This window comes from Arthrobacter sulfonylureivorans (genome assembly GCF_047607445.1).
GTDB classification, from domain to species: domain Bacteria; phylum Actinomycetota; class Actinomycetes; order Actinomycetales; family Micrococcaceae; genus Crystallibacter; species Crystallibacter sulfonylureivorans_A.
In genome coordinates, this window is sequence record NZ_JBLKRT010000027.1 from 15,709 (window position 1) to 37,409 (window position 21,701).

Below are 21,701 nucleotides of genomic sequence, written 5' to 3' on the forward strand. Positions count from 1 at the left end.
GGGCGACGGCCTCGCTGCCGATGACCTTGGGGGGCGCCTTCGGCGACACGGTGCTGAACGGCTCCGTGCTGCTGGCCATCCCCGTGGCCATGCTGGCCGGCCTGGTCTCCTTCCTGTCTCCGTGTGTGTTGCCGCTGGTTCCCGGCTACATGGGCTATGTCACCGGCCTGACCGGCGTGGACCTGGAACGGCAGCGCCGCGGCCGGATGTTCGCCGGCATCGGCCTGTTTGTGCTCGGCTTTTCCATCGTCTTCGTCTTCATCGGGGCGGTCTTCGGCCAGCTGGGTGCCTGGCTGAAGGGCAGCGACGCCGGCTGGATCACCCAACTGCTGGGCATCGTCGTCGTGCTCATGGGCATCATTTTTATGGGCGGACTGTCCTTCTTCCAACGGGACCGTAAGATCCACTCCCGTCCGCCTGCGGGGCTATGGGGTGCCCCGGTGCTCGGCATGACGTTCGGGCTGGGCTGGGCGCCGTGCATTGGCCCCACCTTTTCCGCGGTCCAGGCGCTGGCGTACTCCGGCGGCGCGGATGCGGCGAAGGGCGCGTTCCTGGCCTTCGTGTACTGCCTCGGCCTGGGCATCCCGTTCCTGCTGATCGCGCTCGGTGTGCGGCGGGGGATGGGCGCCATGGCGTTCTTCCGCAAGCACCGGCTGTTCCTGCAGCGGTCGGGCGGGGCCATGTTGGTAGTTTTGGGCCTGCTGATGGCCACCGGGCTCTGGGGGGACTGGGTGACGCAATTGCAGGACTGGTTTGCAAATGAAGTGAGGCTCCCGATCTGATGAGTCAGACCCCCGACGGCGCTCAGCGCCATGACGACGCCGGTGCACCCGCCCCGGACGGACCGGGCACCGGTGGCGGCAAAGGCCGTGCGGTGACCGACCGCAACCGGAAACGGGACGACGTCGCCGTTCCCGCGCTGGGCTTCCTCGGCATGCTGCGCTGGGCCTGGACCCAGCTGACCAGCATGCGCACCGCGCTGTTCCTGTTGCTGCTGCTGGCGGTGGCAGCGGTCCCGGGGTCGCTGTTCCCGCAGCGCCCGGCCAACCCCGCCGTGGTGACGCAGTACCTGACCGACAACCCGGAGGTCGGGCCGTGGCTGGACCGCTTCCAGCTCTTCGACGTGTACTCCTCGGTGTGGTTCTCCGCCATCTACCTGCTGCTGTTCCTATCGCTGATTGGCTGCGTCATCCCGCGGGCCATCCAGCACTACAAGGCCATGCGGTCCCAGCCACCCCGGACGCCGCGCCGGCTGTCCCGGCTTCCCGAGTACGGTTCCATGGCGGTCCCCGCCGAAACCGGCCTCTCGGCACGTTCCGCGGTCGAAGAGGCCGCCCGACTGCTGAAGCGCCGCGGCTACCGGGTGGACGTGCGCGACGCGGACACCGACCGGCCCTCCGTCGGCGCCGAACGCGGCTTCGCCAAGGAAATCGGAAACCTGGTCTTCCATACCTCGCTGATCGGCGTACTGGTCTCGGTGGCGATCGGTGGCCAGTTCGGCTACACCGGCCAGCGGGTTCTGGTCGAGGGCGAAACGTTCGTGAATTCGCTGATCGGCTATGACAGTTTCAACCCGGGGACCGGCTTCACCGAGGACCGGTTGGACCCGTTCTCCCTGTCGCTGGACAAGTTCGAGGTGGTATTCGACCGCGAATCGACCACCCATTACGGGCAGCCGCTGGACTTCACCGCCACCATGTCCGTGCGCGAGCCGGGGGAACCCGCAGAGCAGCAGGTCCTGAAGGTCAACCATCCGCTGACCATCGGCGGCAGCAACGTCTACCTGATGGGCAACGGCTATGCCCCGGTGGTGACCATCCGGGACGGCGAGGGCAACATCGCCCACCAGGGCCCCGTCGTCGCCATCCCCAACGACGGCGCCTACACCTCCACGATGGTGATCAAGGTGCCGGACGCGAAGCCCGAACAGCTGGGCTTCGTGGGCTTCTTCCTGCCCACGGCGATGGAAGGCGAGGACGGGGTGGCCTACGGCAGCGACCCGGACCCGATGAACCCGCGGCTCTACCTGAACTCCTACTATGGCGACCTGGGCCTGGACAACGGCGATCCGAAGAACGTCTTTGTGCTGGACACCAGCAACCTCACCGTGCTCAATGACCGCAACCAGGACAGCGGCGGCATCGAGCTCGCCGCCTACGAGACGAAGGAACTGCCCAACGGAATGGGCAGCATCACCTTCGACGGACTGGTGCGCTATGCCGCGCTGGACATCCACCATGATCCGGGCAAGCTCGGGGCCCTCGTCTTCTCCTCGCTGGCAATGGCCGGGCTGGGCGCCTCCTTGTTCATCGGGCGGCGCCGCGTCTGGGTCCGTGCCGGCACCCACGACGACGGACGCACGATGGTGGAGTGGGGCTTGCTGGCCCGCGGCGAGGACCACCGTCTGGCCCTTGAAGCAGCGACCATCAGCAAACTTCTCCGCGACCAATGGCTGACGGATGCCGGCCCACAGGCGCACAATAGCAAGAGCGCCGCCGGCGTTGACAACTCCTAAGGACACCTCTTCCCATGCCCACGATTGACCAAACACTGGCCCAGTACAGCGAGCTGTTCATGCTGCTCGGTGCGATGGCGTTCACCGTCGCCTTCATCGCCTTCTGCTGGGACCTGGCGAAGTCCAGCAAGACCATCAAGGCCGTCGAGGACCGGCTGGCCGCCGAGCATGCCACGGCGGACTCGGCAGTGCTGGTCGGCGCGGCCGGAGCCACCGCCGGATCCGCTGCGGGCCGGGCCGCCGGCGGCAGCGCAGGGCAGGCGCACACCGTCGAAATGGCCTCCGACTCGATGAACTACGGCAAGGAACGCCGGGCCGCAGCGCGCATCGGCGTGGCCCTCACCGTGCTGGCGACCGTCATCCTGGCCGCCGGTGTGGTGACCCGCGGGTTGGCAGCGCACCGGGTGCCGTGGGGCAACATGTACGAATTCTGCACCACCGGCGCGCTGATGGTGGCGGTTGTCTACCTGATTGCCCTGACCCGCAAGGACCTGCGTTTCCTCGGCTCGTTCGTGATCGGGCTCGTGGTGGTCATGCTGATCGCTGCCACCATCGGATTCCCGACGCCGGTGGCCCACCTGATCCCCGCCCTGCAGAGCTACTGGATCATCATCCACGTCTCGGTGGCGGTGCTGGCGTCCGCGCTGTTCACGCTGACCTTCGCCATGTCCGTGCTGCAGCTGATCCAGGGCAACCGTGAGGCCCGCGGCCGCGCGGGCAAAGCGGACAACCTGGCTTTCATGCGCTTGGTGCCCTCCGCGCTGACGCTGGAGAACGCCGCCTACCGGATCAACGCGGTGTCCTTCGTGTTCTGGACTTTCACCCTGGTGCTCGGCGCTATCTGGGCCGAAGAGGCCTGGGGCCGCTACTGGGGCTGGGACACCAAGGAAGTCTGGACGTTCGTGATCTGGGTGGTCTACGCAGGCTACCTGCACGCCCGCGCCACCCGCGGCTGGACCGGAACCCGCGCCGCATGGCTGTCCATCGTCGGCTACCTCTGCGTGGTCTTCAACTTCACGATCGTCAACGTCTTCTTCGCCGGCCTGCACAGCTACGCCGGGGTCTAGCTCCTTACCGGCCCGGACAGACGGGTATGCCCGCCCACCTAGCGGGCGGGCAGGCGGGGAAGCAGCCCCGCCTCCCTGACGGGCGAGAAAGCCGTCTGATCCAACGGGTGCGCCGGGGAATCCCGCCCGCCTCTTCGGCCTGCGGTGTCAAGCGCCGTGCCGGCAGGTGTCCACACCGCCAGTCTCCATAAATTAAGAAGGCCCGCAGCTCTGGATTCACGCAGAGCTGCGGGCCTTTGTCGAAACCCGGGTCTCAGGGCTGATTAGCGCGGACCGTTATCCGGATCGTCTTCGCTCAGTTGCCGGCCGTCATGGGTGGCAGGCTTGTCCTCGTTGCCGTGCGGCCGGTCCTCGCGTTTCTTCGGTTCCGGGTCGCGCTTCTTCGGCTCCTGCTCACGCTTTTTCTGTTCCTCTTCGCGCTGTTTGGCGCGGCGCTGGGCATCAAGAGTGCGGAGGAACGCAATGTCATCGTCCGGAGCAGTCGGGCGGGGCGCTTGCTGGGGTTGCCGGCCGCCCGCGCGGGGACGCCCCCACATAAACCACATCAGGGCGCCGATCAGCGGGACCAAGATGATGGCCAGGATCCATCCCGGTTTTGAGATACTGCGCACCTCGTGGGGCCGGGACCGAATGCACTCGATCAGGGCATAGATCACCACTGCGAGAGCCAGTACCGCGAGCAGGATAAAGAGACGGACCATGCATTAATTGTAGGTGAGCACTGCGCTGGGGACTGCGGAAACCGTAGGCCGTCCGTGTGATCTCGCGGGCAGCGTAAACTTGAGGGGTGGCATTTTGGAAATTCAGCGCCCTGCGGCTTGGCATCATGGCCGTCATCTTTGTTATCTGCCTGTTCCTGAGGCTGGGCGTCATCTACTCCGCCCTAGCGGCCGCGGTCATGGGCTGGTGCATCACCTACCTGTTCTTCCGCCAGATGAGGGACGAAGCCGGGAGGGCACTCGCCAGCCGCTTCTCCAAAGGTGTGGCGGCACCGCGGACCTCCACGGAGATCTCCGACGCGCTGGCCGAGGACTCCGCCGTCGAGCAGCATGGAGAGCTGCGGGTGGATTCGGACCGCAAGCCCAAGCCTGCACAGCAGCCGGCGCACCAGCAGCCAGCCCAGCAGAAGCCGGACGAACCCAGGTCCACGGACCAGAGCTAGCCGGATCCCGCGGCTAGTTCGGCCACGGCACCCTGCGTTGACTGCAGGCGGGAGCCCACAGCACCGCCCTACATGATCGTGCTGAGCACCAAGCCCAGGCCGAAGGCGACGGCGAAGCCCAGATTGATCAGGCCGGTCTGCTTCAGTACCGGTATCAGGCTCTCGCGCTTCTTACCCTTGAGCATCAGCCAGCAGGGCGTGAGGCACGCCGGCACCAGCAGCAGGACCAGCAGGATCCAGGGGAATTCGTAGACCAGAATCAGCGGCAGCAGGAGAGCCACCGCCAGCATCATGACGTAGCTGATGCGCGCGGCCTCGTCGCCCATGCGGACTGCCAGCGTCATTTTCCCGACTTCGCGGTCGGTGGGGATGTCGCGGACGTTGTTGGCCATCAGGAGGGCAGTGGCGATCAAGCCGGTCCCGACGGCGCCGATGAAGGACGGCCAGCTGACCTGCAGCGCCTGGGTGTAGGTGGTTCCCATGGTGGCGACAATGCCGAAGAACAGGAACACATAGACCTCGCCCAGCCCGCGGTAGCCGTACGGGTTGTTGCCGCCGGTGTAGCCCCAGGCCGCAATTACGCAGCCCACGCCCACCAGCAACAGCGGCCAGGTTTGGGACAGGATGATCAGTGCGAGTCCGGCGACCAGGGCCAGCCCGAAGCTGCCGAAGGCGGCGGCCTTCACCGCTTGCGGCGTGGCCAGCCCGGAGCCGGTCAGCCGCAGCGGTCCGACGCGCACGTCGTCGGTGCCGCGGACGCCGTCCGAATAGTCGTTCGCGTAGTTCACCCCCACTTGGAACAGAATGGCCACCAGCGCAGCCAGCACGGCCAGCAGTGGCCGGAAAGACCCCAGCTCATAGGCGGCCGCGCTGCCGACGATCACCGGCGCGATCGACATCGGAAGGGTGCGGGGCCGTGCCCCTTCGAGCCATTGCCCGGCTGTAGCCACTGTGGAAGATCCTTACCTGTGGGGGACTGGTACATCATCGGCTGCGGGCGTCCGCAGCAAGGTTCTATTCTCGCCCATGGGCAGCGCTGGACCGTGCAGCAGGCGGAGCGGGAGTGCCGGATGTCACGATCGCGGCGGTTCCGCCCCAAGCTGCTCTTCGCCGGGCAGCGCGGCTCCCGCCGCCGACCGGCGCAGGATCTCCGCCACAGCCAGACGGTCCGGTTTCCCGTTGGACAACAGCGGCAGCGCATCCAGATGCACAATGTGCCGCGGGACGGCCGGACTTCCCAGTGCCGCGCGGACGCCCGACTGGATCTGGTCCGCGGTGGCGGTTCCGACGACGGCGGCGCACACCATGGTGCCCCACTCCGGGTCCGGGATTCCCGCCACCAAAGCCGCCCGTACCTCCGGGAGCCGTTCAATCGACTCGGCGACGGCGGCCGCCGAGACCTTGACGCCGCCGGTGATCAGCACATCGTCCGCACGCCCGCTCACGGTGAGCGCACCGGCGTCGTCGATCTCACCCAGGTCCTCGGTGCGGAACCACCGGGTGCCGCCGGACTCGCTGAAATGTGCCGCGGTCAGCTCGGGGTTCTCCAGGTAGCCGCCGGCCACCACGTCGCCGCCGATCAGGACCCGGCCCTCTTCGAGCTGCAAGCTGACGCCCTGCAGCGGCACGCCGTCGTACACGCAGCCGCCGCAGGTCTCGCTCATGCCGTAGGTGCGCACTATCTTCAGCGAATGCTTCACCGCCTCGGCGCGCAGCGCCGCCGGCATCCGCGCCCCGCCCAGCAGGATCGCGTCAAAGCGGCGCAACGCGCTGATTGTTTCCGGCGCCGGGGAGGAGAGCAGCCGGTGAAGTTGGGTGGGCACCAGGGAGGTGATCCGGAACCGGTCGGTCAGCGCGGAGGCGGCGTCGGTGAACGCCTGGGCGGTGAAGCCGTGGGACAGGTCCATGGCCCCGGGCCGGGTGCCGGCGTAGAGCGAGCGGACCAGCACCTGCAGGCCGGCGACGTAATTCGGTGCCAGCGTCAGCAGCCACTGGCCCTCGCCGCCCAGCCGCAGCGCGGTGCCCATCGACGACGCAGCCAGCGCGTCGATGCCCAGCATGGTGGCCTTGGGCGTGCCGGTGGAACCCGAGGTCCGGACAATGGCGGCGGTCTCCGGAGCCAGTCCGGGCGACGTCACCGGCAGCGGGGTCCCATCGGCGGCGATTTCGACGGCGGGACCCTCGCCGCCCAGCGCTGCCGTCAGCGCGGTCAGGGCCGGCTGGATGTCCATCCCTGCCGCCTTAGAAGTAGTAGGGGAACGCAGACCAGTCGGGGTCGCGCTTGGCCAGGAACGCTTCCTTGCCTTCAACGGCTTCGTCCGTCATGTAGGCCAGCCGGGTGGCTTCACCGGCGAAGACCTGCTGGCCGGCCAGTCCGTCATCGGCCAGATTGAAGGCGAACTTGAGCATCCGGATGGCCTGGGGGGACTGCCGGGCGATGTCCGCGGCGTACTCCAGCGCCACCTCTTCGAGGCGCTCGTGGTCGACCGCCTCGTTGACCGCGCCCATGCGGACCATGTCCTCGGCGGAGTATTCGCGGGCCAGGAAGAAAATCTCGCGCGCCGCCTTTTGGCCAATCTGCCGGGCCAGCAACGCCGAGCCGTAGCCTGCGTCGAAGCTGCCAACAGTGGCATCAGTCTGCTTGAATTTGCCGTGCTGGCGGGAGGCGATGGTCAGGTCCGAGACCACGTGCAGCGAATGCCCGCCGCCGGCAGCCCAGCCGTTGACGACGGCGATGACCACTTTGGGCATCGTGCGCATCAACCGCTGGACTTCCAGAATGTGCAGCCGGCCGGCACGGGCAGGATCGATGGTCTCCTTGGTCTCTCCGTCTGCATAACGGTAACCGTCACGGCCGCGGATGCGCTGGTCTCCGCCCGAGCAGAACGAGTGGCCGCCGTCCTTGGCGGAGGGGCCGTTGCCGGTCAGCAGCACCGTGGCGACATCCGGCGTCATCCGCGCATGGTCCATCGCCCGGTAGAGCTCGTCGACCGTTCCGGGCCGGAAAGCGTTGCGCACCTCCGGCCGGTTGAAAGCGATGCGCACCGCGGGCAGATCACGGATCACGTTCCCGTCGGCGTCGCGTTCCACCTGGCGGTGGTAGGTCATGTCCTGGAATTCGAAGCCCTCCACCACACGCCAGCGCTGCGGGTCGAAGAGGTCGGAAACCTTCTCCGGCTGCTTGGACTGTACCTCGCGGCCAGTGCTCTCGGAGTTGGTGTTGGCTGGGGCAGGGGTCTCGGAAGTCACTCTTCGAGTTTATCGTTGCGGCTGTGTGGACCTTCTGCCGAGACTTTTGCCAGGTCTACTGTGCCGGGAACCGGCCCGTAAATCCGGTCCTGGGCTGAGACCGGTGCCTCCACTGTGGCGGTGCAGGCCCGGGACTGCCGCTCCCCAAGGCAGGTTCCCGCGGCATTCCGCGCTGCGTGGCAGGCAGCTCCGCGGAGGCCGCAGGCGCGTGCTGGCTGCGACAAAATTTTTTCGGCGATGGGGGTTGCAGGTGAATGCTAAGCATGCTTTGCTTACAACGTAAGCAACCTTCCCGAAGAGGTCACCAAAGCCACGGTGAACCCTTCACGGCCTCCCATCAGATTGGGGCCGCAGCCCGCTGAGGATTGGGAACCACGGCTGGCAGCCTTGCTGGCCCGACCGCCTCGCGGTGCGGCAGAACCATCAAAACCATCATTGCGCCCGGTACACACCCGTGCCTCCGGAGCGTTCTCGCCGCGGCTAAGCCGGGGCAGGTGGGATCAATAAGGAGATGAGAAATGATCGCCAAGGATAAAATCGACCGTCTGGTCGGCAGCAGCGCCAATGTGATCGATTCCGAAGGAAGCAAGATCGGTTCGCTCGGGGAACTCTACCTCGACGATCGGACCGACGAGCCGAGCTGGGCCACGGTGAAAACCGGATTGTTCGGCATGTCCGAGAGCTTCGTCCCGCTTGACGACGCCACCGCCGAGGGCGGGGACCTCCGCGTGCCCTACACCAAGGATCAAATCAAGGACGCTCCGCGGGTGGACCCGGAGGGGCATCTGGAACCGGCGGAGGAGGATCGTCTCTACCGCCACTACGGCTTGACCGCAGGTACCGCCGGCACTGGGCGCACCGCGGGCACCGCCGGGACCACCGGCCTGGCGGACAGGGGTGCCGCGGGCACTGCCGGGACGGCGGGCCTGACGGACAGGGGTACCGCGGGCACTGCCGGGACTGCCGGGACTGCCGGCCTGACGGACCGGGACACCGTGGGCACCACCGGGACCGCTGGCAGGCGCGACACAGACTACGACGCCTCTCGTGCAGGCGGCACGGACGATGCCATGACCCGTTCTGAGGAACGGTTGCGGGTGGGCACCGAAGCGCAGGAAGTCGGAAAGGCCAGGCTGCGCAAGTATGTTGTCACCGAAAACGTCACCCGCACCGTCCCAGTCCAGCGTGAAGAGGTGCGCCTTGAGCGTGAACCGATTACCGGCGCCAACAGGGGTGAGGCGCTCTCCGGGCCCGACATCAGCGAGGCGGAGCACGAAGTGACCCTGCATGCGGAAAAGCCGGTGGTGGACAAGGAAACCGTCCCGGTTGAACGCGTCAGGCTGGATAAAGAAACTGTGACGGACCAGGAAACCGTTTCCGCGGACGTGCGCAAAGAAGAAGTAGAGGCCGACGACGAGGTGAGGGGCCGCAAGGACCGCTAACCGCCGGAAGTTGGTCGGGGTCCCAGGGGATTTGCCTCTGGGACCCCGTGCTGTCCGGCAGCCGCGCTAGGAAATGCAGAACTCGTTGCCCTCCGGGTCGGCCATCGTGTGCCAGCCGTGTGGGCCCTGCGTCTCCGAGTACAAGAAGGTGGCGCCACGTGCTTCCAGCCGCGCCCGGACCTCGTCCTTGTCTTCCCCGGCCAGACGGACGTCCCAGTGGACCCGGTTCTTGACCGATTTGGACTCCGGAACCGGCTGGAACAGGATCCGCTGCCTGGCTTTGCTCTCCGCTTGTTCCGGTGGGCAGATCGCCGCGCCGTCCTTCCATACCCGGACGTTATTGTGCACGATGGTGTCCGCGTCGGTGGCGAAGCCTTGCTCGATCATGCTGGTGATGAAGTCCTGGTCCGTAGGTTCCACCTCCCAGCCCAGCGTTTCCGCCCACCAGTCGGCCTGGGCGTGTGCGTCCTTGCAGTCAACTGCCATTTGAATGTCATACGTCATGGCGTTGAGCGTAAAGGTTCCAGTCTGTCTGCGGTAGGGGAACACGGACAGCATCAGACCTCAATGGAAACTGCTGACGTCGGGCCGCACGGCTTCTCGAAGTCACACCCGCTCTCCACTAGGCTGTTGGCAGACCAACGACTCCTGCCGAAAGAGCCAACGTGGGCCATCACCTTGAACTAGTCCAGCACATCAACGCGCCGGTCGAGGCGGTCTGGCGCGTCCTGACCGACATTCCTGGTTCTGCCCGGACCCTGAGCTCCATCACCCGTGTGGAGATCATGACGCCCGGCGACTACGCCGAGGGCTACCGGTGGCGCGAGACCCGGAAGATGATGGGCAAGGAAGCCACCGAGGAGATATGGGTTGCGGACGTCGACGCGCCGACCTCCACCACGGTCAAGGCACACTCCGGCGGAGCCGACTACACCACCCGGTTCACGCTCGCGCCGGCAGACGGCGGCACCCGGCTGACCATGTTCTTTGGTGCCGAGATGGACAATCCTGGAACTTTCGCCAAATTGATGCTCGCGCTGTTCGGGAAACTGGGGCTGAGCATCACGCGCAAGCAAATGGCCAGGGACCTGGCAGAAATCGCCGCCAAGGCCGAGGGCCGGGACCCGGCTGCCGCGTGACGCCGGAACAGGAACGGCAGAAGCGTATGTCCGGCACGATCGACCCCCACGTCGCACTCGACCGCACCGGGCCGGGACAGCCGGTGCTGCTAATCCGCCAGGATTCAGCCACAGTGCCGACCGGCTGTGGCGCGCCCTCACTGACGACGACGAACTGTCTTTGTGGTTCCCCTGCCGGGTCAAACTGGACCTGAGGACCGGCGGCACCATCCACTTTCTGTTTCCCGGGGAAGAACCGGACGCCGGCCAAGTGCTGGAGGTGCTGCCGAAACAGGTCCTGGCGTTCAGCTGGGACCAGGAAGTCCTGCGATGGACGCTGGAGCCGGCGGGCCCGGGCCGCAGCACGCTGGCGCTGGCCAATTCACTCCAAGACCCCGCGTGGGCAGCGAGAGTGGCAGCAGGCTGGCATCAATGCATTGAACATCTGGGGGCGTTGCTGGACGGCCAGCCGGCAGGTCAAGAGCCCAGCCGGCCGATCGACGAGCTGGTGGAAAAGTACAGCCGCCTGCTCTAGGCCGCTCCACCTGCCCCTGCCTCCTGGCGCTGAACCGTACGGCACCGACTCGGCTGCCTCCTCTTCACCGCTGCCGTCACATCAGTTGACCGGCCCAGAGCCGCGTGGGATTCTTTATAGAACGGTCGGTCGGTAATCTCTGCTGTCCCTGACAGCGAGCGGCCGCTCATCGTCACGTGATCGATCAAGCGCGAGGGATTAATTCTATGGCTGAGGCATTCCTGATTGGCGGGGCGCGGACCCCGGTTGGCCGCTATGGAGGCGCACTGTCCGCAGTCCGTCCGGACGACCTGGCGGCGCTGGTCGTCAAGGAAGCCGTAGCCCGGGCAGGCATCGATCCGGATGCGGTTGAAGAGGTCATCCTCGGCAACGCCAACGGCGCCGGCGAGGAAAACCGCAACGTGGCCCGGATGGCCTGGTTGCTGGCCGGCTTCGCCGACCACGTTCCCGGCATTACCGTCAACCGCTTGTGTGCCTCCGGCCTGAGCGCCATCATCCAGGCCTCCCACATGATCAAGGCCGGTGCAGCAGACATCGTCATCGCCGGCGGCGTGGAATCGATGAGTCGGGCGCCGTGGGTGCAGGAGAAGCCGGCCAAAGCCTTCGCCAAGCCCGGCGAAATCTTCGACACCTCCATCGGCTGGCGCTTCGTTAACCAGCGTTTCGCCAAGGGCGACCTCAGCCGCGGCGGCAAGATGACTTACTCCATGCCGGAGACCGCAGAGGAAGTGGCCGACGTGTACGGCATTTCCCGCGAGGATGCGGACGCCTTCGCCGTCCAGTCCCACGAGCGTGCCATCGCAGCCATCGAGGCGGGCAGGCTCAAGGAAGAAATCGTCCCGGTGACGGTCAAGGGACGGAAGGGCGACACCGTCGTCGACACCGATGAGGGACCCCGCCCCGGGACCACCATGGAAGTTCTTGCCGGGCTCCGGCCCATCATCAAGCCCGACGGCGTGGTCACCGCGGGCAACTCCAGTTCGCTCAACGACGGCGCCTCGGCGATCGTGATTGCCTCCGAGGCCGCTGTGAACAAGCTCGGTCTCACACCCCGCGCCCGCATTGTCGACGGCGCATCAGCCGGCGTCGCGCCGGAAATCATGGGCATCGGCCCGGTTCCCGCCACCCGCAAGGTGCTGGACCGCGCGGGCTGGAGCATCGATGACCTGGGCGCGGTGGAGCTCAACGAGGCGTTCGCCACTCAGTCGCTCGCGGTACTGCGTGACCTGAAGCTGGATCAGGGCATTGTGAACAACGACGGCGGTGCCATCGCTTTGGGCCACCCGCTCGGTTCCAGCGGCTCCCGTCTGGTGGTGACCCTGCTGGGCCGGATGGAACGCGAGGGCGCCCAGCGCGGCCTGGCCACCATGTGCGTGGGCGTCGGGCAGGGCACATCGATGATCGTCGAGCGGGTCTGATGCTCTTCGCCGACTACTCCTTCAGTACGCTGCGTGTGGACGAGCGGGAAGACCGCGTCCACGTGACGTTGAACAGGCCGGAAGTCCGTAACGCCATCGACCAGGCCATGGTGGACGAACTGCATTCCGTGTGCGCCGTGCTGGAGCACCAGCCGCGGATCCTGATCCTGTCCGGTACCGAATCCAATGGCAAGGGCATCTTCGCCTCCGGTGCCGACATCTCCCAACTGCGTGAACGGCGCCGCGACGACGCGCTGGCGGGCATCAACTCCACCGTTTTCCACCGCATTGCCCGGCTCCCCATGCCGGTCATCGCCGCGCTCGACGGCTTCGCCCTCGGCGGGGGAGCGGAACTGGCCTACGCCGCCGACTTCCGGATCGCCACGCCGTCGGTCAAGATCGGCCAGCCGGAAACCGGGCTGGGCATCATGGCCGCAGCCGGAGCCACCTGGCGCCTGAAAGAACTGGTGGGGGAGCCGCTGGCCAAGGAAATCCTGCTGGCCGGCCGCATCCTGGACGCCGAGGAAGCGCTGGCCGCGCGGTTGGTCACCGAAATCCACGAGCCCGCCAAACTCATTGACGCCGCGCATGCGCTGGCGGACCGGATCGGCAAGCAGGACCCGCTGGCTGTCCGGCTCACCAAGACCGTGTTCCACACCCCGCGCGAGGCGCACCCGGTCATCGACACCGTCGCCCAAGGCATTCTGTTCGAATCCCAGGCCAAATTCGACCGGATGCAGTCGTTCTTGGATCGGAGCGCCGCCAAGAGCGCTGCCAAGAGCGCCGCCCAGCAGAACGAATCCAAGTAAGCGAGATGAATCCCGTGCAGACCATTCCCAATAACGTAGGTGTCCTCGGCGGCGGCCGCATGGGCGCCGGCATCGCCCATGCGTTCCTGACCGCGGGAGTCGACGTCGTCGTGGTGGAGCGAGACGACGCAGCGGCCCAGGCTGCGCACGAGAGGGTGGCGGGTGCCTTGGCCAAGAGCGTGGAGCGCGGCACCACCGAGGAGTCGCTGGATACGCTGACGTCACGGCTGTCGGTGTCTGTTGACTACGCATCGTTCGCAGCCTGCGGTCTGGTGGTGGAGGCGGTGCCGGAGGACTTCGACCTCAAGTCCACCGCGCTGAAGGCCGTGGAAGCCCAGCTTTCCCCGACCGCCTGGCTGGCGACGAACACGTCCTCGCTGTCCATTACCAAGCTGGCCGATCAACTGCAGCGCCCGGCCAACTTCTGCGGCCTGCACTTCTTCAATCCGGTGCCGGCGTCGCAGTTGGTGGAAGTGGTGCTGGCTCCGGAGACTTCGGAAGAGCTCGCCGCCGCCTCCCGGAGCTGGGTCGAGGCACTGAAGAAGACCGCCGTCGTCGTCCATGACGCGCCGGGCTTCGCCTCCTCGCGACTGGGCGTGGCCATTGCGTTGGAAGCCATGCGGATGGTGGAAGAAGGCGTGGCCTCGGCGGAGGACATCGACGCCGCCATGGTGCTGGGCTACAAGCATCCGGTGGGGCCGCTCAAGACCACCGACATTGTGGGCCTGGACGTGCGCTTGGGCATCGCCGAATACCTGCACTCCACGCTGGGGGAGCGGTTTGCTCCGCCGCAGATCCTGCGGGACAAGGTGGCCAAGGGGGAACTCGGCCGCAAGTCCGGCAAGGGTTTCTTCGACTGGGAGAAGTGACCGGACCCCCGGACAGGGATCATACGGGTGCAGCCTGGCCGCCGGCCGGGCTGCCCGCGTTTAAACTCGCCAACGCCGACTTTGAACTGGCCAGCGCCGACGCCATAACCGGCCCACTCCTTCGTGGCGCGCCACGGTTGTAGGCTGCTGGGATGGCGCTGTTCGAACCGCTGACACTGACCGGCAGCCTGGTGAAGCTGCAGCCTTTGCGCGTCCGGCACCTGCCTGAGCTCGAGGAAGCGGTGCGCGATGGCGAACTGTGGAACCTCTGGTACACGCGGATCCCGTCGCCGCACACCATGGAATTGGAAATCCGGCGGCGGCTGGAACTCCAGGACCAGGGCCGGATGATCCCGTTTACCGTGCGCCGCCTGTCCGACGACACCGTGCTGGGCATGACCACGTTCTGCAATATCGACGAAGCCGCGCCGCGGGTGGAGATCGGCTACACCTGGAACCGGGCCAGTGCGCAGGGGAGCGGAACCAACCCCGACAGCAAGCTGCTGCTGATGGGCCATGCCTTCGAAACCCTCGGCTGCTGCGCGGTGGAGTTCCGCACCGACCGGATGAACCGCCAGTCCCGCGACGCCATCGAGCGCCTGGGAGCCCGGCAGGACGGCGTGCTGCGCAGGCATACCAAGATGCCCGACGGCCGGATCCGCGACACGGTGGTCTACTCCGTGCTGGACTCCGAGTGGCCGGACGTCAAAGCACGGTTGCGGAAACGGGTAGACAAGGAGCGTACGCCGTGAGCGGCCGGACCCAGGGCCACAGACCGGCCGGTTCCGGCGCACCTGCGCCAGGTTCCTTCGCGCCCCCGGTTGGCACCGGCGCACCGGTGTCCGGCTCCGGTGCCGCGGCGGCCGGCGACCCCGCCGTCGCACGGAAGCCAAGCAGCATCCTTGCCGGTGCCGTCGGCTGGGAAGGCGCGGTCAATGCCCGCCGCGTGGCAGGGGATATCTTCCGGATGGGCCGTGCGGAGTGGCTGACGGCCGCCGGCTGGCAGCAGGCGTACGACGACGGGGTACGCACCATTGTGGATCTGCGGAACCCGGGTGAACGATCGCGCCGTCCGACGGATCCAGTGGTTCCGCCGGCGGCTCTGGAAAGGTTCACGGTGCTGAACCGGCCCACGGAGGAGCCCGGGCATCCGGAACTGGCAGCCAATGCGCCGTATATGAACCATCCGCGCTTCTACTTGGACAACGTGAGGATCTTCCCGCAACTGATCGCCGAAGTTTTCCGCACGCTGGCACAGGCGGAAGGTGCCGTCGTCGTCCATTGCTCCGCCGGGCGTGACCGTACCGGGCTGGTCTCCATGATGCTGCTGCAACTCGCCGGAGTGCCCGCCGGACAGATCGCCGACGCACATGAGCTGGGCATCCGCGGTATCAACGACTGGCATCGAATCAGCCCCTACCGGCATCCCGTGGAGAGTTACATCAGCGGCGACGAACTGGAAGCGCGCGTGGCCGACATGCGCGGATCATTGCTGCAGGTGCTGTCCCAACTGGACGTGGAACCGTTCCTGTTGCGCCATGGCCTGGCCCGAAGCGACATCGAGGCCCTCCGCGCCCGAATGGCCGGTTGACAGCAACGTTCCCGGAACCTTCGCGCCGGAACCTTCGCGCCAGAGCCTCCGCGCCGGCAGCTCCGCGCCAGACCGTCGGCGCAGGGGCTGAGGCGCGGCTGTCAGGGCTTATTCAGCGTTCCGGTCGCGCCGGGGGCCGTGACCTCTTGCCTTGCCGAACCAGCTGTCCGACACTCAGGGAGCCAAGCAAGTCTTAAACGGTTATCCGGAGGTTGATGTGAGGCTAAAACGTGTGATTGCTACAGTCGCCCTGGGCGCAGTGCTGCCCCTGGGGTTCGCAGCGAGTGCGGTGGCCGAACCGCAGAGCAAACCTAACGGGCCTTGGCCGGGCGAGAACCCGTCCAGTCTGGCCGCCATTCATAGCTACGAGCAGTTGTGGTCCACGCTGGAGAGCATCGAGGGCCGGGCCAAGGGCACGTTCGACCTGTCAGCGGCGCCGCTGACGAGCAATACCGGTCGGGAAATCCCGGTGGTCACGATTGGCGACGGACCCACAGACGTCATGTACATCGCCAACCAGCATGGCGACGAATACGTGGTTTCCGAGGCGATGATCAGTCTGATCAGGAGTATTTCCGGCAACAACGCAGAGGCCCGCGCCATCCGTGAGGCACTCACCGTGACCATTGTGCCCCGCGTCAATGTGGACGGGTTCGACGCCGACGTCACGGACCAGGCCGGAAACACCACCCCGTGGCGGCAGAACTACGACCCGAGCTGCACCGAGGCGCCGTGCGACCCGTTCTATCAGGTGGGCCGCGGCTATGACATGAACCGCTATCACTCCTACAGCGACAACGCCTACGACCACCCCTACCTTGCCGGCGATGACAACCTGAACCCGGTTCCCGAAGCGATCGCCATGCGGTTGCTCTGGGACGAACGCCGGCCCGATCTGGTGCTGGACTTCCACCACCAGGGAACGTACGTGGACGACGACGGGCGGATGATCACCGGATCGACGATGTGGCCGAATGCAGTGGAAGAGGCGGAAGCTCTCGGCATCGCGGACGAGTTCGCTGCAACGATCGAAAAGTCCCAGCGGGCCGTTTCGGTGATGCTCAGCGAGCTGGACCAGTACGGCTACGCCAACATCACCCGTTATCCGAGCACCAGCACACCCGGCATCGCCCGCAACGCCTACGGTCTGCTGGGTTCTGCCTCGGTGCTGTTCGAAATGCGCGGAGGGATTGACGCCAAGTCCAACGGGTACATCGCCAAGACAGCCGAGGTAGCCGGCAAAGCGGTCCTCAAGGCGGTTGCCGATGGATCATGGGAAACCGCCAGCCTGGAACCCGTCGAAAACCTGCGCGAGCGGGGCGAACCGATCGGGAACCCGCACGAATAGCACCGTCCCAGCCCGGTCCGTATTGTCGGCGGGCTAATGGACCATTCGCTACGTACCCCGCCCGGTAGCTCATCCTGCCCGGCGGGGTACGCCGTTTTGGTCCTGCGCGGCGGCGGGCGATGGTGCCGCGGCCTGCGAGCTGCACCGGAGAGGGGCTGTGCGCGGCAGCACGGTCATGTAGTCTAGGTACGTTACCGACCGACCGTTCAGTATTTTAAGTTCCCGTCGGACATCCGCGACCAGCGTCCGGCCGAGGGAAGAGAAAGGGCTGTCAACGATGACCTCTACCGCCGTTGATGTCGAGATTGTTCCCAGCTATATCCAAGATGCATGGTGGACGCCTGCGGGCAATGTTTCCGGAACCGAGGTCCGCGATGCCAGCACCGGCGATGTGCTGGCGCGGGTCAGCACCGACGGACTGGACCTGGCCGCCGCCGTCGAACACGGCCGCAGCGTCGGCCAGGCCTCGCTGGGGAAGCTCACGTTCCACCAGCGCGCGCTCAAGCTCAAGGAGTTGGCACAGTACCTGAACGCCCGGCGTGAGGTGCTGTATGAGGTCTCGCACCGCACCGGTGCCACCAAGATCGACAACATGATCGACATCGATGGCGGGATCGGCGTGCTGTTCACCTTCGGTTCCAAGGGCCGCCGTGAACTGCCGAACTCGCAGATCGTGGTGGATGGACCGGCCGAGGTCCTGGCCAAGGACGGCTCCTTCATGGGCCAGCACATCTACACCCGCATTCCGGGTGTGGCCGTGCAGATCAACGCCTTCAACTTCCCGGTGTGGGGCATGCTGGAGAAGTTCGCCCCGGCCTTCATCGCGGGTGTCCCGACGATCGTCAAGCCGGCCACGCCCACTGGCTACGTCGCCGCCGCCGCGGTGAAATTGATCATCGAATCGAACATCCTGCCGGCCGGCTCGCTCCAACTGATTTCCGGTTCTGCGCGCGACCTGCTGGATCACCTGGACTACCGCGATGCGGTGGCTTTCACCGGGTCCGCCTCCACCGCAAACCTGCTGAAGTCCCACCCGAACGTGGCCCAGGGTGGCATCCGCTTCACCGCCGAAGCGGATTCGCTCAACGCGGCGATCCTCGGCCCGGATGCGGTGCCGGGAACACCGGAGTTCGACGCGTACATCAAGTCGCTGGTCACCGAAATGACCGCCAAGGCCGGCCAGAAATGCACCTCCATCCGCCGCGCCATCGTTCCCCATGACCGCGTCCAGGACGTCGCCGAGGCCGTCCGGGCCCGGATCGAGCAGCGTGTGGTCGTCGGAGACCCGCGGGCCGAGGGCGTGACCATGGGCGCGCTGGCCTCGCTGGAGCAGCTCAACGACGTCCGCGCCGCGGTCCAGGCCATGGTCGACGCCGGCGGCGAACTGGCCTACGGGACGCTCGACGCGCCGCAGGTTACCCGCGCCGACGGGACCGTGGGGGACTCGGAAGGGGCCTTCATGGCTCCGGTGCTGTTGACGTGGGCGGACGCGGAAGCGGAGGCCGTGCACTCGCTCGAAGCCTTCGGGCCGGTCTCTTCCGTAATCGGTTATCAGGATCTCGACGACGCCGTGCGGCTGGCCGCCAAGGGCGCGGGATCGCTGGTGGCAACCGTGGCGACGAACGACCCGGAAGCCGCGCGCGTGCTGGTGGCCGGAATCGCCGCGCATCACGGCCGCGTGCTGGTGCTCAACCGCGAGGACGCCAAAACGTCCACCGGACACGGGTCACCGGTCCCGCACCTGATTCACGGCGGCCCGGGCCGCGCCGGCGGAGGCGAGGAGCTGGGCGGCATCCGCTCCGTACTGCACCACATGCAGCGCACCGCCATCCAAGGATCGCCGAACATGCTCACGGCGGTCACCGGGGTGTGGCATACCGGCGCCGACCAGAACTTCGACGACGTCCACCCGTTCCGGAAGAACCTGGCCGAGCTGAAGATCGGCGATGCCTTGCGCTCTGAACTGCGCCAGGTCACGTTGGAGGACATCACGGCGTTCGCCAACGAAACCGGCGACACGTTCTACGCGCACACCAACCAGGAAGCCGCGGCCGCCAATCCGTTCTTCCCCGGCATCGTGGCGCATGGCTACCTGCTGCTCGCCTGGGGCGCCGGTCTGTTCGTGGAGCCCGCGCCGGGCCCGGTGCTGGCGAACTACGGCCTGGAGAACCTGCGCTTCATCACCCCGGTGGCCGCCGGAGATTCGATCCGCGTGACGCTCACCGCCAAGCGGATCACGCCGCGTGAAACGGACGAGTACGGCGAAGTCGCCTGGGACGCGGTGCTGACCAACCAGAACGACGAGATCGTCGCGACCTACGACGTGCTCACGCTGGTGGAGAAGTAGCCGGAGCCCCACCTGCCGCGTCCCCGGCGGCTTCGGCCCCGGGGACCGGCGGGTAGTAGACCGCCGTGTGCCAGCGCCAAAAGGCGATCAGCACCAGCAGCACCGTCGCCCCGTTCAGCAACTGGGAAGTCGGCGGACTGGGAAACACCAGCGACGTGGCCAGCTGCACCACGGCGAAAGCCAGCCACAGCCACCACGCCTCATAGATGCGGTGGGCCAAGCCCAAGTACACCACCGTGACCACTGCCCCGTAGAACGCCTGCAGCACCAGTACGGTCAGCAAGCCGCCTTCCAGTGGAAATCCCGCCTGGACGTCGCTGGCCATGAACAACAAGGTGGCAGCGGCGAAGGCCAGCAGGGCCACGCCCCAATCGCGGCCGGTCGCCCGGCGGACCTGCACCGCGGGCAATGCGGCGCCGTCGGGGGAGAGGGCCACTGCCGCGGTGCGCCAGCGCCAGGCACCGTAGCAGGGCAGCAACAGCGCCACGACGACGGAGGCGTTGATGAAGAACGCGGCTCCGCCGTCGAAATTCGGGATGACCAGCAGCAGGAAGACCATCGCTTGCTGGACCAGCAGCACCGGCCAGGCCCAGCGCGTGCGGAGCCCGAACAGGAAGACGGCGAGCAGTCCGACCAATGCCTGCAGATGGCCCACGGAGACCAGCGCGCCGGCAGAACCGTCCGGGACCTTCAGCGCCATGATCCAGTCCATGCTGCCGGCCTCCGCGTGGCGGCTTACGCGGTCCGGCCCGGGGCGCCGGTGCCGGGTGTGGCGGGACGGCGGGGGTGTGCTGGCGCCTGCCGATGTTTGCTCCGCACCGGCCGCCGCATCGCGTGCTGCCAGGTCAGGTAACCGAAGACCTGGAGTGCTGCAGCGACCGCGCTATACACCGGGAACCAGACCGGTGCGTTCTGGAGGGTGGAGAGGAACATGGTGGCCAGCGAGAGCGACACGCCCAGCCACCAGGACTGAATGATCCCGTGTGCGAAGCCCAGGTACATCACCGCCGGAAGGGCGGCCAGCAGTGCATTGAACAGATACAGCGGGCCGATCTCCGCCACCGGCGTCACGCCGGCGAACGCGTTCAGGAGATACAACAGCAGCAAGAGGCCGGCGCCGACTCCCCACTCACGGCCGTGCGCCGTCCGGAGCGGCACATGGACGCCTTCGCGCCGGTACTGGGTCCATTTCCAGAGGCCGTAGAGGGCGGCAGCCATCACGAAGATCGTGCTGGTGTTCAAGCGTCCGTTGGGGATGCCCGTCGCCAAGAGGACGGCGGTGGTGGCCACCGGCAGCAGCCACGCCCAGAACACCCGGTAGGAGAACAAGACAATGGCCGCAATTGTGAGCGCCATGTTCAGTGCCGGCACCCACCAGGACACCCCATCCATATCGATCACGTCCCCATAACGCCGACTGGTTGACGCCAGCCTAGCAGGCGCGGAGCGGGAATTCAGCAGGCATTTCTGGTCCGATTAAACGGGTCCTAAACGGTCCGGCCGGACCAGTCGTCACGAGGGGACGGAGGGGCGTGGGTCAGGCGATCACGCGGGCCGCGGCGGGCAGATGGAGGCCATCGAACACCATGGCGATCAGGTCGTCGGCGAGCTTCTGCGGCGACAGCGGACCGCCCGGTTTGTACCATTCGACGATGGAGTTGATGGTGCCGAAGAGCAGCCGCGCAGTGATCCGCGGGTCGATGTCTCCGCGGAGCGACCCTTCCGTTCGGGCCGCGTCCACCAATTCGGCGACGGTATGGTCGAACGTGCGTCGGCGCTCCAACGCGTCACGTTCGATCTCGGTGTTGCCGCGCAGGCGCAGCAGAAGGGTCACATAGGGGAGTTTGTCGCAGAGGACCTGAACGGTGCCGCGCAGCACGTACTCCAAGCGGGCATCGGCCCGGCCGGTGGAAGCCGACGGGTTTTCCAGCACGGCTTCCAAGCTGCCCAACGCTTCTTCCAGGGCCAACCGCAGGAGGTCGCCCTTGGACGGAACGTGGTGATAGATGGCGCTCTTGGAGATCCCCAGGTTCTCGGCGAGGATGCCCATCGACGTGGCCTCGTAGCCGTGCTTGTTGAAGACGCCGACGGCGACGTTCAGCACCGACTGCTGGTCGTAGCCCGGGCGGCCGCGGCGAACTGTCTCCTGGGCCTTTGTCTTCACCATTGTTCTATTCTCCCACGACCGTTAGGTCGGTAATGCGTGCGGCAGGTGCCCGGCCAAGCCGGGC

General features: G+C 66.6%; 22 protein-coding genes. 14 read left to right on the forward strand and 8 right to left on the reverse strand.

Annotation, left to right across the window (positions count from 1 at the left end; all coding sequences use genetic code 11):
* The first annotated feature begins 20 nt into the window (after positions 1 to 20).
* From ACMX2H_RS13340 to ccsB, 3 genes are read left to right on the forward strand one after another with little or no spacing between them, the layout of a single operon-like run.
* On the forward strand, positions 21 to 782 hold the full coding sequence (locus tag ACMX2H_RS13340; RefSeq protein ID WP_414961037.1) for a cytochrome c biogenesis CcdA family protein: 762 nt from the start codon (positions 21 to 23) through the stop codon (positions 780 to 782).
* Entirely contained in the window at positions 782 to 2,515 is a 1,734-nt protein-coding gene (resB, locus tag ACMX2H_RS13345; protein ID WP_414960961.1) for a cytochrome c biogenesis protein ResB, read from the forward strand. Before ACMX2H_RS13340 ends, resB begins: the two co-directional genes overlap by 1 nt.
* 14 nt (positions 2,516 to 2,529) lie before the next feature.
* On the forward strand, positions 2,530 to 3,582 hold the full coding sequence (gene ccsB, locus ACMX2H_RS13350) for a c-type cytochrome biogenesis protein CcsB (RefSeq protein WP_414960962.1): 1,053 nt from the start codon (positions 2,530 to 2,532) through the stop codon (positions 3,580 to 3,582).
* A 263-nt stretch (positions 3,583 to 3,845) separates the two neighbouring features.
* Here the strand turns inward: ccsB and ACMX2H_RS13355 are convergent, their stop codons facing one another.
* Positions 3,846 to 4,283 carry a PLD nuclease N-terminal domain-containing protein gene (locus ACMX2H_RS13355; RefSeq protein ID WP_414960963.1) on the reverse strand — a complete coding sequence of 146 codons (438 nt, stop codon included), beginning with the start codon at positions 4,281 to 4,283 and terminating at the stop codon, positions 3,846 to 3,848.
* Between the two features lie 86 nt (positions 4,284 to 4,369).
* On the opposite strand from ACMX2H_RS13355, the gene ACMX2H_RS13360 reads away from it, so the two are divergent.
* Positions 4,370 to 4,744 (forward strand): DUF4229 domain-containing protein, encoded by a 375-nt coding sequence (locus ACMX2H_RS13360; protein WP_414960965.1) that lies wholly within the window; start codon positions 4,370 to 4,372, stop codon positions 4,742 to 4,744.
* A gap of 68 nt (positions 4,745 to 4,812) precedes the next feature.
* Here ACMX2H_RS13360 and ACMX2H_RS13365 read toward each other — a convergent pair whose 3' ends face one another.
* The 3 genes from ACMX2H_RS13365 to ACMX2H_RS13375 all read right to left on the reverse strand — a co-directional run bounded on the left by ACMX2H_RS13365 (position 4,813) and on the right by ACMX2H_RS13375 (position 7,879).
* Positions 4,813 to 5,694, reverse strand: a complete 882-nt coding sequence (locus ACMX2H_RS13365; protein WP_414960967.1) for a 1,4-dihydroxy-2-naphthoate polyprenyltransferase — start codon at positions 5,692 to 5,694, stop codon at positions 4,813 to 4,815.
* A 123-nt stretch (positions 5,695 to 5,817) separates the two neighbouring features.
* On the reverse strand, positions 5,818 to 6,975 hold the full coding sequence (locus ACMX2H_RS13370; protein ID WP_414960969.1) for an AMP-binding protein: 1,158 nt from the start codon (positions 6,973 to 6,975) through the stop codon (positions 5,818 to 5,820).
* A 10-nt stretch (positions 6,976 to 6,985) separates the two neighbouring features.
* Positions 6,986 to 7,879 carry a 1,4-dihydroxy-2-naphthoyl-CoA synthase gene (locus ACMX2H_RS13375; protein ID WP_414961038.1) on the reverse strand — a complete coding sequence of 298 codons (894 nt, stop codon included), beginning with the start codon at positions 7,877 to 7,879 and terminating at the stop codon, positions 6,986 to 6,988.
* A 632-nt stretch (positions 7,880 to 8,511) separates the two neighbouring features.
* On the opposite strand from ACMX2H_RS13375, the gene ACMX2H_RS13380 reads away from it, so the two are divergent.
* Positions 8,512 to 9,435, forward strand: coding sequence for a DUF2382 domain-containing protein (locus ACMX2H_RS13380; protein WP_414960971.1), 924 nt, complete (start codon positions 8,512 to 8,514; stop codon positions 9,433 to 9,435).
* Positions 9,436 to 9,501: 66 nt separating this feature from the next.
* Here the strand turns inward: ACMX2H_RS13380 and ACMX2H_RS13385 are convergent, their stop codons facing one another.
* On the reverse strand, positions 9,502 to 9,939 hold the full coding sequence (locus ACMX2H_RS13385) for a VOC family protein (RefSeq protein ID WP_414960973.1): 438 nt from the start codon (positions 9,937 to 9,939) through the stop codon (positions 9,502 to 9,504).
* Between the two features lie 161 nt (positions 9,940 to 10,100).
* On the opposite strand from ACMX2H_RS13385, the gene ACMX2H_RS13390 reads away from it, so the two are divergent.
* The 9 genes from ACMX2H_RS13390 (at position 10,101) to paaZ (ending at position 19,470) form a co-directional block, all read left to right on the forward strand.
* Complete coding sequence (locus ACMX2H_RS13390; protein ID WP_414960974.1) at positions 10,101 to 10,574, forward strand: SRPBCC family protein; 474 nt, start codon at positions 10,101 to 10,103, stop codon at positions 10,572 to 10,574.
* Positions 10,564 to 11,088, forward strand: coding sequence for an SRPBCC domain-containing protein (locus ACMX2H_RS13395; RefSeq protein WP_414961040.1), 525 nt, complete (start codon positions 10,564 to 10,566; stop codon positions 11,086 to 11,088). The genes ACMX2H_RS13390 and ACMX2H_RS13395 overlap by 11 nt, the downstream gene beginning before the upstream one ends.
* Positions 11,089 to 11,294: 206 nt before the next feature.
* Positions 11,295 to 12,506 carry a thiolase family protein gene (locus tag ACMX2H_RS13400; protein ID WP_414960976.1) on the forward strand — a complete coding sequence of 404 codons (1,212 nt, stop codon included), beginning with the start codon at positions 11,295 to 11,297 and terminating at the stop codon, positions 12,504 to 12,506.
* Positions 12,506 to 13,315 carry an enoyl-CoA hydratase/isomerase family protein gene (locus tag ACMX2H_RS13405; RefSeq protein WP_414960978.1) on the forward strand — a complete coding sequence of 270 codons (810 nt, stop codon included), beginning with the start codon at positions 12,506 to 12,508 and terminating at the stop codon, positions 13,313 to 13,315. Before ACMX2H_RS13400 ends, ACMX2H_RS13405 begins: the two co-directional genes overlap by 1 nt.
* A gap of 5 nt (positions 13,316 to 13,320) precedes the next feature.
* Positions 13,321 to 14,184, forward strand: coding sequence for a 3-hydroxyacyl-CoA dehydrogenase family protein (locus ACMX2H_RS13410; RefSeq protein ID WP_414960980.1), 864 nt, complete (start codon positions 13,321 to 13,323; stop codon positions 14,182 to 14,184).
* 152 nt (positions 14,185 to 14,336) lie between these two features.
* The gene (locus ACMX2H_RS13415) at positions 14,337 to 14,936 is read left to right on the forward strand and encodes a GNAT family N-acetyltransferase (RefSeq protein ID WP_414960982.1); all 600 of its coding nucleotides are present in this window, start codon (positions 14,337 to 14,339) and stop codon (positions 14,934 to 14,936) included.
* Complete coding sequence (locus tag ACMX2H_RS13420; protein WP_414960984.1) at positions 14,933 to 15,775, forward strand: tyrosine-protein phosphatase; 843 nt, start codon at positions 14,933 to 14,935, stop codon at positions 15,773 to 15,775. Before ACMX2H_RS13415 ends, ACMX2H_RS13420 begins: the two co-directional genes overlap by 4 nt.
* Positions 15,776 to 16,007: 232 nt before the next feature.
* A complete protein-coding gene (locus ACMX2H_RS13425; protein ID WP_414960985.1) occupies positions 16,008 to 17,123 on the forward strand; it encodes a M14 family zinc carboxypeptidase in 1,116 nt (371 codons plus the stop codon).
* A gap of 277 nt (positions 17,124 to 17,400) precedes the next feature.
* Positions 17,401 to 19,470, forward strand: coding sequence for a phenylacetic acid degradation bifunctional protein PaaZ (gene paaZ / locus ACMX2H_RS13430; protein WP_414960987.1), 2,070 nt, complete (start codon positions 17,401 to 17,403; stop codon positions 19,468 to 19,470).
* On the opposite strand, the gene ACMX2H_RS13435 is transcribed toward paaZ, so the two are convergent.
* The 3 genes from ACMX2H_RS13435 to ACMX2H_RS13445 form a co-directional block, all read right to left on the reverse strand.
* Positions 19,451 to 20,182 carry a nicotinamide mononucleotide transporter gene (locus ACMX2H_RS13435; protein ID WP_414960989.1) on the reverse strand — a complete coding sequence of 244 codons (732 nt, stop codon included), beginning with the start codon at positions 20,180 to 20,182 and terminating at the stop codon, positions 19,451 to 19,453. The two genes, paaZ and ACMX2H_RS13435, sit on opposite strands and share 20 nt — an antisense overlap.
* Before the next feature lie 23 nt (positions 20,183 to 20,205).
* Positions 20,206 to 20,871, reverse strand: coding sequence for a hypothetical protein (locus ACMX2H_RS13440; RefSeq protein WP_414960991.1), 666 nt, complete (start codon positions 20,869 to 20,871; stop codon positions 20,206 to 20,208).
* Positions 20,872 to 21,007: 136 nt separating this feature from the next.
* On the reverse strand, positions 21,008 to 21,637 hold the full coding sequence (locus ACMX2H_RS13445) for a TetR/AcrR family transcriptional regulator (RefSeq protein WP_136785852.1): 630 nt from the start codon (positions 21,635 to 21,637) through the stop codon (positions 21,008 to 21,010).
* Positions 21,638 to 21,701 lie beyond the last annotated feature (64 nt).